This is a genomic window from Deltaproteobacteria bacterium (genome assembly GCA_029210625.1).
Lineage (GTDB): Bacteria > Myxococcota > Myxococcia > SLRQ01 > SLRQ01 > JARGFU01.
This window is the reverse complement of sequence record JARGFU010000004.1, coordinates 218,863-231,003: the sequence shown is the minus strand read 5'-3', so window position 1 is coordinate 231,003 and position 12,141 is coordinate 218,863. Positions and strand designations below refer to the sequence as shown.

The following is a 12,141-nucleotide window of genomic DNA, read 5'->3' as shown; positions in this document are numbered from 1 at the left end:
TGTGATGACTAGGCCGGGCGATGGAGCGCACCCTGGCGATCATCCCGATTGGTGCGATGCCCAAGAACCTCTGCCGGGAGGTGGGCACGCATCTCCAAGAGACGCTGGGCGTCCCCTTCGAGCTGCTCATCAGCCTCGGTGAGCCGAAGTACGCCTTCAACGCCGGCAACGACCAGTTCCACGCGACGGCCATCGTCCGGCGGGTCGGGCAGGCCATCTCGCCGCGCAAGCACCTGATGGGCGTCGGGCTCTGCGAGGTCGACCTCTTCATGCCCGACGTGAACTTCGTCTTCGGTGACTCGGACCGCGAGGGGAAGGCCGCGGTGGTCTCCCTGGCGCGCCTGCGGCCCTCCTGGTACGGGCGGCCCCCCGACCACTCTCTCCTGATGCGGCGGCTGGCCAGCGAGGTCCTCCACGAGGTGGGCCACGTCCTCGGGCTGCCGGGCTGCAACCACGAGAGCTGCGCGATGTTCATCTCGAACACCCTCTCCGACACCGACCGCAAGGAGGCCCGCCTCTGCGACAGCTGCCGGAGCCGGGCGGTCGTCTCCTGACGCGCCGCGCCGGAGGGAGCTCGAGGCCGGGGTCTTCGAAGCCGCGTCCGAGGTGATAGGAGTAGCAGGCATGAGGACCCCCGCGACCATCGGCTCCCTGCTCCTCGCCCTCCTCCTCCTCGAGGGCTGCGGCGGGCCGGTGCTCTACCTGCCCGGTGAGGGCTGCGGCTCCGACGTGCAGTGCAAGGGCGAGCGCATCTGCCACGAGGGCCAGTGCGTCTTCCCCTCCGAGGTCGGCCTCGACGGCGGGGTCGATGGTGGTCCCGACGGCGGGCCGGACGGCGGTAGCCTCGACGCGGGCACGAGCGCCATCGGCGACGCCTGCCAGAGCACCGCCGACTGCCAGCAGGCCGAGGGCGCCGTCTGCTACACCGAGGAGGACACCTTCGGCACCTTCGTCGGCGGCTACTGCTCCGCCGAGTGCGGGCCGAACACCGGCCTCGAGTGTCCGGCCGGCGGCGTCTGCGGGCTGATCTTCGGCACCGGCGGCGCCTGCCTGAAGGCCTGCGGCGGTGACGACGACTGCCGCGAGGGCTACGTCTGCTCCTCCTTCCTCGGGCCGCTGGCCTGCGTCCCGGCGAACCTCGCCCCCTAGGAGCCCGGCGAGGGCGGCAACAAGGGAAGCGTCATGGATCGCGCCGAACGGCTCCTCGACCTGATCACCCTCTTCCTCGCCCGCCGCGAGCCCATCGCCTTCCGCGAGCTGCGCGACCACTTCGAGGACTACTCGAAGGTCGCCCTCGACTCGGCGCTGCGGAAGTTCGAGCGGGACAAGGCCGAGCTGCTCGAGCTGGGCCTGCCCCTGCGCTACCACGAGCCCTCCGAGGCCGACGACGAGGGCGGCTACCTCCTCTCGCGGGAGGAGTACTTCCTGCCCGAGCTCGAGCTGACGCCGGTGGAGCTCTCCTTCCTCTCGGTGGCCGGCGCGGCGGCGCAGGACATGGAGGGCTTCCCCTGGAAGGCCCAGGTCACCCGCGCCCTCGAGAAGATCGGCTTCGCCACCACCGGCACCGGCGCCGAGAGCCCCCTCTCCGGCCGGCTGGCCGTGCACTCGCGCCCCCGGGGGGAGCCCGGGAGGGTGGGGCAGGCCTTCGCCCTCCTCCAGGACGCCATCGCCCGCCGCAAGCGGGTGAGCTTCACCTACCACGCCCTCTACCGGGACGAGGTGCGGCAGCGCGAGGTCGAGCCCCACGGCCTCTACTGCCGGGACGGCGCCTGGACCCTGCGGGCCCACTGCCTGCTGCGGCGCGAGCCGCGCTCCTTCCTCCTCGATCGGATGGAGGCGCTCTCGGTGAACGACGCGAAGCCGAAGAGCCCCGACTTCGAGGCCCCCGCGGCGCTGGACCTCGCCCGCCTCGCGCGGGAGCGGGCCTGGAGCTGGGGCGAGGGGGAGCCCGAGACCGTCCGCGTCGCGCTGGAGCGCCGGCAGGCGCCCCGGGCCCGCCGCCTCTTCGGCGAGGAGGCGAGGCTCACGCCGGCCGCCGACGGCGCGGTGGAGGTCGAGCTCGAGGCGCGCTTCCTCGAGCCGCTGATCGAGCAGCTCCTCTCCCTGCGCGACGCCGTCGCGGTGATCGAGCCCGAGAGCCTGCGCGCCGAGCTGCGCGCGCGGCTGGAGGCCCTGACGTGAGCCAGCTCCAGGAGCGGGTGCGCCGGGCCCTCCTGCTGGTGCCGCTGGTGGCGCAGCGGCCGGAGGGCATCCCCATCGAGGAGCTCGCCGGGCGCCTGGGGATCGAGGCCGAGGCGCTGGCCGAGGAGCTCGACTTCCTCCTGATGGTGGGGCGCCCGCCCTTCTCTCCGGCGGACTTCCTCGATCTCTACCTCGAGGCGGGGAGGGTGCACGCCGACCTCTCCCTCTCCCTCGACCGGCCCCTGCGCCTCACCCACGACGAGGCCCTCGCCCTGGCGGTGGGCGCCCAGACGGTGCTGCACCGCGCCGGCCCGGAGTTCGCCGCGCAGGTCGAGGGCGCCCTCTCCCGCCTGGAGGCGGCGATGAGCGACGCCGAGCGCGCGCGCTACCTCGAGGCCCGCGAGCGGATCCGCGCCGGGGCGATGGACGGCGCCGGCGGCGACCTCCACGCGATCCTCGCCGCGGCGATCATGGCGCGGCAGGCGGTGACCATCGACTACTTCTCGGCCCACCGCGACGCGCGCCGCGAGCGGGTGGTGCACCCCTACGGCCTCTACTCGGAGAAGGGCGACTGGTACCTGGTCGCGGGCGACCCCGAGGCCCCGCCGGCCGCCGGGGCCGGGGAGGAGCACGACCCCTACAAGGTCTTCCGCCTCGACCGCATGGGCGAGGCGCGACCCGCGGGCGAGGCCGGGGCCTTCGAGGTCCCCGAGGGCATCCTCGATTCCCTCCGCTCGCGCGGCCTCCTGCGCAGCGCCGCCGACGCGGTGGCCCGGGTCCGGGTGGGCCCACAGAAGGCGCGCTTCGCCGCCGAGCAGGTCGCCGCCGAGAGCTGCACCTTCGCCGACGACGGCTCGGTGGAGATCGTCTTCCCCCTGGCCTCGGCCGAGTGGGTCAGCGCCTGGGTGCTCTCCTTCGCGCCCCACGCCCGGGTGCTCGCCCCCGAGGCGCTGGCGCAGAAGGTCCGGGAGGACGCGCGCCGGGCCCTGGCCCGTCACCGCTGACGATGGACGGGGCGAGGGCGCGGCCGGAGGGAGGGGGGCAGCGGGCCCGGATCCTCCTGGCCGTGCTCTGCAGCGGGCTCGCCGGCCTGATGCACGAGGTGATCGCCTCGAAGCTCCTCGCGCCCCTGGTCGGCGCCTCGGCCCACGCCCAGGCGGTGGTCCTCGGCACCTTCATGCTGGGCCTCGCCCTCGGCGCCGTCTTCTTCGGCCGGCGGGTCGATCGCAGCGCCCGGCCCCTGCGCCTCTTCCTCGCCCTCGAGCTGGGCGTGGCGCTCTACGCGCTGCTCCTCCCGCTGCTGGTCGGCCTGGCCGGCGCGGCCTACGTCGCCCTCGCGGGCGCGGCCGGGATCGCCGAGGCCTCCGTCGCCCTGCGCCTGCTGCCCCGCCTCCTGCTGGCCTCGGTGCTGCTCCTGCCGCCGACCTTCCTGATGGGCGGCACCTTGCCGGTCCTCTCCCGCCACCTGGTGGGGAGCGCCGGGGGGACGCGCCGGACGGTGGGCGGGCTCTACGCCCTCAACTCCCTGGGCGCGGTGCTGGGCGCCGGCCTGGCCGGGCTCTGGGCGCTGCCGGCGCTGGGAGTGCAGGGGGCGCTCTTCCTGACGGCGGGCCTGAACCTCCTGGCCGCCGCCCTCGTCTTCGGCCTGCGCGGCGAGCAGCCGGCCTCCGGAGGCGGGGAGGAGGAGGAGCCCCCGCCGGCCGCGGCCGCGCCCCTCGAGGCGCGCCGGCGGCGCGCGGCGCTCCTCGCCCTGGGGGCGAGCGGCTTCGTCGCCCTCTTCGCCGAGCTCGTCTTCCTGCGAATCTTCGCCCTGGCCTTCGGCTCCTCGACCTTCTCCTTCACCGTGATGTTGATGTGCTTCGTCGCCGGCATCTCCCTGGGCGCGGGCCTCGTCACCCGCCTCGCGGTGCGCGATCCCTTTCGCGTCTTCGGGATCGGGCAGCTCGTCCTCGTCCTCTCGCTGCTCGCGGCGGCGCCGGCCGTCTCGCGCCTGGGCTACTGGGGCGGCCTGGCGCGGATCGCCCTGGGCGAGAGCGCCGCGGGCTTCGAGCTCTTCCAGCTCTTCGAGGCCGCCCTCGGCCTCGGCCTCCTCCTCGTGCCGACCGCCTGCCTCGGCCTCACCTTCCCCCTGGTCAGCGGGATCCTGGTCCGGCGGGTCGAGGGTGCGGGGAGGGGCGTGGGGCTGGCCTACGCCTGGAACACCGGCGGGAACCTCCTGGGGGTGGCCCTCGGCTCCCTCGTCCTGCTGCCCGGCCTGGGCCTCGGCGGCAGCTACCACCTGATCCTGGTCGTGGCGGCGCTCACCGGCGCCGCGCTCCTCGGCCTCTCCTCGGTGGGGACGCCCGGCAAGCTCGCCGCCCTCGCCCTGCTCCTCGCCGGCGGGGGGCTCCACCTCGCCCTCGACCGGGACTTCGCCGATCCCCTGCGCCTGGCCCGCGGCCACCTGCGCCTCTCCGAGCCGGTCGATCCGAAGGCGCCGGCGGCCGAGCGCCTGCGCCACCCCTCGACCTCCTTCGAGCGGTGGCGGGAGCACTTCGTGGCGCGCCCCGGCACGCCGGACGTGGTCTTCCTCGAGGAGGACGCGCACCAGGTGGTGCTCGTCAGCGAGCGCGCCGGCAACCGCACCCTCTTCCTCAACACCAAGCCCGACGCCTCCAGCCACGTCGACCTCGACACCCAGCTCCTGCTCGCGCACGGCCCCCTCTTCCTCCACCCGGGCGCCCGGCGGGTGATGGTGATCGGCCACGGCTCGGGGGTGACCGCCGGCGCGGCGCTCCTCCACCCGGTGGAGGCGGTGGAGATCGTCGAGATCTCGCCGGCCGTGATCCGGGCGGACGCGGCCTTCGCCGGAGCCAACGGCGGGGTCCTCTCCGACCCGCGGGTGCGGGTGGTGATCGACGACGCCCAGAGCCACCTGCGCCTCGGGGAGGAGCGCTACGACCTGGTGATCTCCGAGCCGACCAACCCCTGGGTCGCCGGGGTGGCGGCGCTCTTCACCCGGGACTTCTTCGAGGCGGTGCGCGCGCGCCTCGCCCCCGGGGGCGCCTTCGCCCTCTGGCTGCAGACCTACGAGCAGAGCGACGAGAACGCCGCCCTGGTCCTGCGGACCCTGGCGGCGGTCTTCCCCCGGATCGAGGTCTTCGTGGACCACGACCTCTCGAACCTGGTGGTGATCGGCTCGGCGGAGCCGCTGCGCCCGACCGCCGCCGAGCTCGAGGCGAGCTTCGCCCGGCCGGGGGTGGCCGCGGACCTCGCGCGGATGCAGCTGCCCGGGCTCCTCGCCTTCCTCTCCCACCACCGCCTCTCCACCGGCGAGCTCGCCGCCCTCCTGCCCGAGGGGCCGATCAACACCCTCGGCCGCGAGCGGCTGGAGTGGGACGCGCCCCGCCGGCAGTTCCAGCAGGAGAGCTCGACCCTCTTCGAGCGCCTCGACCCGCTCCTCGCCGGCCGGCGCGCGACGCCCGAGCTGCTCCTCGATCGCTACCTCGCGGCGCGGGCGGCCCAGGGGCGCCCCCTCTCCTTCGAGGAGGTCGAGCGCACCCTCGGCTACGCCCGGCGCCTGCCGGCCCAGCACCGGCCGCTCTCTGCGGCCCTCGCGGCGCGCCTGCGCTGAAGCCTCAGCCCACCAGGTCGAGGGAGAGGCCGACCCCCGCCTCGCGCGCGGCGGCGTAGGCCAGGCGGGCGACCGCCAGGTCCTGCACGGCCAGGCCCGTCGAGTCGAAGACCGTGATGCCGCCGCCCTCGCGCCCCGGCGCCAGCCCCGCGACCACCTCGCCGAGGGTGCCGGCGACGCGCTCCTCGGGGAAGTCGCCGGCGGCGTGGGGCACGTTCACCTCGCCGCTGGCGAAGGCCTGGTGGGCGTCGTCGATGAAGACCCGGGCGTCGAAGAGGATCTCGGGGTCCAGCTCCTGCTTGCCCGGTCCGTCGGCGCCCATGGCGTTGTAGTGGGCGTCGGCGCCGACCCAGGCGCGGCGCACCACCGGCTCGCAGGAGGGGGTCGCGGTGCAGACGATGTCGCAGCCCGCCGCGACCTCCACGCTCACCGCCTCGCCGCCGGCCTCCTTCGCGAAGAGCCGCGCGGCCGTGGGGATCCGGTCGGCCATGCGCAGCTCGAGGCCCTCGAAGGCCTCGCCGAGGGCGACCCGGTGAGCCTCCAGGAAGTAGCGGGCCTGCACCCCGCAGCCGATGAAGCCCAGGCTCTTCGCGCCGGGGTGGGCCAGGTGCCTCGAGGCGATCCCCGCGGCGGCGCCGGTGCGGATCGCCGTGAGCAGGGTGCCGTCCATGACGGCGAGGGGCGCGGCCGTCTCGGGATCGGAGAGGATGTAGAGGGCGAGCACCGCCGGCAGGCCGTGGCGCTCGGGGTTGTGGGGGTGGCTGTTCACCCACTTCAGGCCCGCGGCGCCGTCGAGGTAGGAGGGCATCGCCCGGAAGTCCCCGCCCTCCTTCTCGAGGGGCAGGTAGACCTTGGCCGGCATCAGCGCCTCGCCGCGGCCGAAGGAGGCGAAGGCCTCCTCCACCGCCGGCAGGCAGGTGTCCATGGTCAGGAGGGCGGCGAGGTCCTTGCGGGTCAGGAGGAGCGTTTCCATGCCCCGGACCTTAGTCGCTCCTGGCGCTGCCTGTCAGACCCCGATCTGGCCTGACCGCGACACGGGGCTATCTTCCCGCACGAAGGCGATGGACTTCCTCTCTCCCCAGCTGCCGCGGACCTCACTCGAGGCGATGCCTCTCTTCCCGCTACCCTCGACCGTGCTCTTCCCGGGCACGCGGCTGCCCCTCAACGTCTTCGAGCCGCGCTACCGCGACCTGGTCGAGTACGCCCTCTCCGAGGGGCAGGGCGCCCTGGCGGTGCCGCTCTTGCAGCCGGGCTACGAGGCCGACTACGAGGGGAGGCCGCCGGTCCACTCGATCATGGGGGCGGGCATCGTCCTCGAGCACGAGCGCCAGCCCGACGGCCGCTACCACATCCTGATCCACGGCACCGACCGCCTGCGCCTCATCGAGGAGCTGCCGCCCGAGCGCTCCTTCCGCCTCGCGCGGGTGGAGCGGCTGGCCGACGAGCCCGCGCTCGCGATCGACGAGCCGCGCCTCGCCTGCCTGCGCAGCCTCGCGCTCCAGCTCGCCCAGGAGGTGCCCGAGGCGCGGCCCGCCCTCTCGGAGCTGCTCGAGAACCGCCAGGCGGGCACCTGCCTCGCCGGCGAGCTGGCCGCCCGCCTGATCCCCGATCCGGCGGTGCGTCAGCGCCTGCTCGAGGAGCGGGATCCGCTGCGGCGGATCGACGGCATCCAGGCGGGGATCGCGGAGATCTTCCTGCGCCTGACCGGCAGCGGCGCGCCCGACAGCGACCTGAATTGAGGAAGGGGGGAGCGGCGCTCCCCGGGGCTCACTTCGGCGCGGGCTTGCGGGCAGCGGCGGCCGGCCGCGTGCCGCCCCCCATCGCCTTGAGGTCCCGGCGCAATCGGAAGACCTCCTTCTCCAGGAGGCTGACCCGCTCCACCAGCTTGTGGTGCATCACCGCCAGGTTCTGGAACTCGGCGAAGGCGATCTGTTTGCGCATCTCCTCGGGATCGTCGGCGCCGAGATCGTCGAGGGGGGTCGAGGCGTGGTGGGCCGCCGCCGGGGGCGGGGGCGGGCGCCTCGCGGCGCCGGGGCCCGCGGGCGCGGGGCGCGCGGCGGCGGGGGCCGGCTTCGGCGGCGCCTTCTTGCCGCCGGTGACCGTCGGCTTCACGTCGCCCGACTTCATGCCGGCCTTGATGTAGTTGAAGACCTCGACGGTGATGCCGCGCAGGGTCTCGAGGACGCCCTCACCGGTGGTGGCGGTGGCCTCGAAGGCCGGCACCTTCCGCTCGTTGACCGCGCGCTGCAGGGCCCCCGCCGGCAGGGCGTTGGGCAGGTCGCGCTTGTTCCACTGCAGGACCATCGGGATGGTCGCGTAGTCGAGCTTGTTGGCGGCGAGGTTCTTCTTGAGGTCCTTGAGGGACTCGATGTTCTCGGCCAGCTTGTCCTTGGCGCTGTCGGCGACGAAGACGACGCCGTCGGCGCCCTGGAGCACGAGGCGGCGGGTCTCGGCGTAGTAGATCTGCCCGGGCACGGTGAAGACCCGCACCGAGAAGGTCATGCCGGCGATCTTGCCGAGGTTCATCGGCAGCAGATCGAAGTAGATCGTCCGGTCGGTCTCGGTGGCGATCGAGACGAGCTTGCCCCGCAGGTCGGGGTTCATCTTCTCGTGGACGCGCTGAAGATTGGTGGTCTTCCCGCACATCCCGGGCCCGTAATAGACGATCTTCGCGGTGAGCTCGCGATCCTTGAAGTTGTAGGTGGGCACTCGCTCGTTGACTCCCGAAGGTTCTTTCCGTCGCCCGCAGTCTGGTCCCGGCGCGGACCAAGGGTAGACGATTCTCTTCTCGATCCGGCTCGCCGGTCAAGAAAGTGCCCGAAACCCCAGGGCTTTTACCCGGCGCCTAGGGCTCGCCGATGGCGGCCGTCGCCTCGGCGACGTCGTCGGCGGAGCCGATGATCAGGGGGACGCGCTGGTGCAGGTCCTCCGGCTCGAGGTCGAGGATCCGCTGCGTCCCGTCGGTGGCGGCGCCGCCGGCGGCCTCGCAGACGAAGGCCAGGGGCGCGGCCTCGAACATCAGGCGCAGCTTGCCCTGCTTGTTCTTCACGTCGGCCGGGTAGAGGAAGATGCCGCCCTTGAGCAGGTTGCGGTGGAAGTCCGCCACCAGCGAGCCGATGTAGCGGGCCGAGTAGGGCTTGCCCCGGGCGTTCTCGTCGCCCTTGAGGGTCTCGATGTACTCGCGGACCCTCGGGTCCCACTTGCTCGCGTTGCCCTCGTTCACCGAGTAGATGCCGCCCCGCGCCGGCGTCCTGATGTTCGGGTGGGAGAGGAGGAACTCGCCGATGGTGGGGTCGAGGGTGAAGCCGTGGACGCTGCTGCCGGTGGTGTAGACGAAGATCGTCGAGCTTCCGTAGATGACGTAGCCCGCGCCGACCAGCGCCCGGCCGGGCTGCATGGCCTCTTCCACCGGCACCTCGCCCACCATCGCCTCGCGGTGCATCACCCGCCAGATGCCGAAGATGGTGCCGATGGTGGCGTTCACGTCGATGTTCGAGCTGCCGTCGAGGGGATCGAAGCAGACGATGTAGGCGCCGCGGGACTGCCCGGAGGGGATCGAGATGAAGATGTCCTCCTCCTCCGAGGCCATGCCGCAGACCTGGCCGGAGCGGCCGAGCATCCGCACCATCAGCTGGTGGGCGTAGACGTCGAGCTTGGTGACCTCCTCGCCCTGCACGTTCGTGTCCCCGGTCTTGCCGAGGATGTCCACGAGGCCCGCGCGCCGCACCTCCCGGGTGATCACCTTGGCGGCGAGCCCGATGGAGGTCAGCAGCTGGGAGAAGGCACCGCTCGCCCCGGGGAAGTCCCGCTGGGAGTCGATGATGTGCCGCTCGAGGGTGACGATCCGCTGGCCGAAGGCCTTTCCTTGTTCGCTCGCCATGCCGAAGGTTCTACTCCCATCGCCACCGCTGCGAAACGTCGGCCGGGTCTTCAGTCGCTGGAGGCGGGCGGCTCGGGCACCGGCACGGTGTCGGCGGCGATGCGGGTCCCGTTCCCGGCGAAGAGGGTGTCCTCGGTGACCGCCAGGGTGCCCGGGGAGAGCTCCACCGGCGCCGCGGAGAGGACGACCAGGCTCGTCCCGTTCTGGGCCGAGAGCCCCACCTGGTTGCCGACGATGGCCGAGCCGGCGACCGAGCCGCGGGCCGCGTCGGCCACCAGCCCCAGGACGCTGTCCTCCAGGAGCAGCCCCTCGCCCACCAGGCGCGCGCCGAAGAGCACCACCACCGCCTCCCCGTAGGTGGGGGAGGCGCTCTGGCCGGTGACGTCCCGCACGGTGACCTTCGTCATCACCAGGCTGCCAGTGGGGTTGCCCACCAGGGCGCCGAAGGAGCCGACCTCCTCGATGAGCGCGTTCTCCACGCGCCCCACGCCCCCCACCGCCAGGCCGGCGCCGTTGGTGCCGCCCGGGGCCAGGTGGACCTGCCGGATCAGCAGATCCTTGAGCTGCACCTCGGCGGGCGCGCCGACGTCGCCGAGGTCGTCGTCCACCACCACCGCGGTGTCCCGGCTGCCGAGGAGGGCCGCGCGCTCGAGCACGGCCAGCCCGCCGTTCTCCACCCGCAGCGCCTCGCCGCCCAGGCCGGTGTCCCGGGCCCGGGTGTCCTTCACCACCAGATCGGAGGCCGTGAGGGTGCTGCGCTCGCCGGTGCGCACCTGGCCGTGCACGAAGATGGCCTCGTCGGTGTTGCGCTCCAGGGAGACCCCCCGCAGCTCGATGGCCGCGCCGGCCTCGAGGTTCACGCCGCGCCCGAGGATGCCGCCGGAGGAGCGGGTGTCGGTGACGGCCACCTGGGCGGCGACGATCTTCGAGCCGGGGTCGAAGGCGGCCAGGCCGTAGTGGGTGTTGCCGTGGAGGGCGGTCCGGGCGAGCGTCACCGTGCCGCCCAGCTCGAGGGCCACCGCGGCGGCCGTCCGGGCGGCGTCGGCGGGCGCCACGCCCTCGACGATCGTCGCGTCGAGGAGGTCCACCACGACCCCGGGGCCGACGGCGAAGAGCCCGACCTCCTCCGCGTCCCGCACGGTGACCTGCTGCAGGCGGGCCGAGGCCCGGTCGCTGACGTCGATGGCCGAGGCCGCCTCGCCGCTCTGATCCCCGATGACGTGGCCGACGAAGAGCCCGGTGGCCTCGAGCCGGGCGTTGCGGCCCATCGCCGCCACCCCGGTGCGGCGGGTGTCGAGGATCGCCACGGTGTCGAGGGTGAGGCTGCCGCCCCAGAAGACCCCCGCGCCCAGCCCCGCCAGGCTCGCCCCCGGGAGGTTGGTGCTGCGGATCACCGTGCGGGAGAGCGCGAGGGAGCTCTGGCCGCTGGCGCTGCTGGTGGCGATCGCGCCGGCCTCGTGGCTGCGGGTGAGCTCGGCCTCCGAGAGGGTGATCGAGGCGCCCTCGTCGGCGTTCACGCTCCAGCCGAAGGAGCCGCCGTCGGCCCGCACGTCCCGCACTACCACCCGCTGGCCGGTGACGCTGCTGCCCGGGAGCCAGGCGATCACGCCGGCGAAGGAGGGGGACTCGACGAGCACGTCCTCGATCTCGATGGTCCCGCCCTCCTGGGCGCGGACGCCCTGGAAGTGGCCGGCGAGGGTGACGCCCTTCACCACCACCCCGGCGACGCCCACCGAGTAGACGCCGGGCCGGCGCAGGCCCTGGGCCTCGATCCGCACCTCCTCGGCGCAGCGGCCGACGACCGTCACCGCCCGGCCCGGCTCGATGTTGCCGGCGTAGGTGCCCGACTCCACCGCGATGAGCTCGCCGGGAGCGGCCGCGGCGAGGGCCGCCGAGAGGCTCGTATGGTGGGTCGCGTCCACCTCGGCCGCCGTGTAGCTCGCGTCGACGAAGCGGGTCGCCCCGGAGGGCGGGAAGGGGGCGGCGCAGTCACCGAGGGGCTGGCAGGTGGTCTCCCCGAGGAGGGTGAGGGTCGCGCCGGCGCAGGCGGTCTCGGGGATCACCGGGGCGCAGCCGGGGTGATCCGGCGAAGGCGCGAAGCCGGCGCCGCAGTCGAGGTGCCCGATCGCCACGCAGCCCGCCTGGCCGACGGCGGCCATCGTCCCGGGCGGGCAGTCGCCCGGGGGCAGGATCGGCTGGCAGCCGCCGCCTCGCGCGACCGCCTCGAAGCCCGCGGGGCAGTCGGTCCAGCCCAGGGAGCGGCACTCGCCCTCGAGGTACACCTGGTTGTCGGGGCAGCCGGGGTCGTCGGTGCCCGGGTCCGGGCAGGCGGCGGTCAGGAGGAGGACGAGGAGGAGAAGGCGTCTCACGCCTTCAGCGATAGCGCGGTGCTTGCCGAGGCTACAAGTCGGTCTTTCGAGATCTCCAGGATTCCGACACGGCTCACGGCTCACGGCTCAACGATCGA

9 protein-coding genes and 1 pseudogene are annotated in these 12,141 nt (G+C 73.8%); 6 read left to right on the top strand and 4 right to left on the bottom strand.

Going from position 1 to position 12,141, the window contains the following annotated elements:
- Positions 1-20 precede the first annotated feature (20 nt).
- The 5 genes from P1V51_05610 (at position 21) to P1V51_05590 (ending at position 5,794) form a co-directional block, all read left to right on the top strand.
- The gene (locus P1V51_05610; protein ID MDF1562496.1) at positions 21-554 is read left to right on the top strand and encodes an archaemetzincin family Zn-dependent metalloprotease; all 534 of its coding nucleotides are present in this window, start codon (positions 21-23) and stop codon (positions 552-554) included.
- Between the two features lie 70 nt (positions 555-624).
- Positions 625-1,149: a hypothetical protein gene (locus tag P1V51_05605; protein MDF1562495.1), complete on the top strand. Its 525-nt coding sequence runs from the start codon at positions 625-627 to the stop codon at positions 1,147-1,149.
- A gap of 33 nt (positions 1,150-1,182) precedes the next feature.
- Positions 1,183-2,181 (top strand): WYL domain-containing protein, encoded by a 999-nt coding sequence (locus P1V51_05600; protein MDF1562494.1) that lies wholly within the window; start codon positions 1,183-1,185, stop codon positions 2,179-2,181.
- Entirely contained in the window at positions 2,178-3,185 is a 1,008-nt protein-coding gene (locus P1V51_05595; GenBank protein ID MDF1562493.1) for a WYL domain-containing protein, read from the top strand. Before P1V51_05600 ends, P1V51_05595 begins: the two co-directional genes overlap by 4 nt.
- A 2-nt stretch (positions 3,186-3,187) precedes the next feature.
- A complete protein-coding gene (locus tag P1V51_05590) occupies positions 3,188-5,794 on the top strand; it encodes a fused MFS/spermidine synthase (protein ID MDF1562492.1) in 2,607 nt (868 codons plus the stop codon).
- Between the two features lie 4 nt (positions 5,795-5,798).
- Here the strand turns inward: P1V51_05590 and P1V51_05585 are convergent, their stop codons facing one another.
- Positions 5,799-6,767 carry an ornithine cyclodeaminase family protein gene (locus tag P1V51_05585; protein MDF1562491.1) on the bottom strand — a complete coding sequence of 323 codons (969 nt, stop codon included), beginning with the start codon at positions 6,765-6,767 and terminating at the stop codon, positions 5,799-5,801.
- A gap of 88 nt (positions 6,768-6,855) precedes the next feature.
- On the opposite strand from P1V51_05585, the gene P1V51_05580 reads away from it, so the two are divergent.
- Entirely contained in the window at positions 6,856-7,533 is a 678-nt protein-coding gene (locus P1V51_05580) for an LON peptidase substrate-binding domain-containing protein (GenBank protein ID MDF1562490.1), read from the top strand.
- Positions 7,534-7,954: 421 nt separating this feature from the next.
- Here P1V51_05580 and P1V51_05575 read toward each other — a convergent pair.
- The 3 genes and pseudogenes from P1V51_05575 to P1V51_05565 all read right to left on the bottom strand — a co-directional run bounded on the left by P1V51_05575 (position 7,955) and on the right by P1V51_05565 (position 12,043).
- A pseudogene (locus P1V51_05575) lies at positions 7,955-8,503 on the bottom strand (ADP-ribosylation factor-like protein).
- A 136-nt stretch (positions 8,504-8,639) separates the two neighbouring features.
- Entirely contained in the window at positions 8,640-9,674 is a 1,035-nt protein-coding gene (gene fbp / locus P1V51_05570; protein ID MDF1562489.1) for a class 1 fructose-bisphosphatase, read from the bottom strand.
- Between the two features lie 50 nt (positions 9,675-9,724).
- Positions 9,725-12,043 carry a hypothetical protein gene (locus P1V51_05565; GenBank protein ID MDF1562488.1) on the bottom strand — a complete coding sequence of 773 codons (2,319 nt, stop codon included), beginning with the start codon at positions 12,041-12,043 and terminating at the stop codon, positions 9,725-9,727.
- Positions 12,044-12,141: the final 98 nt, after the last annotated feature.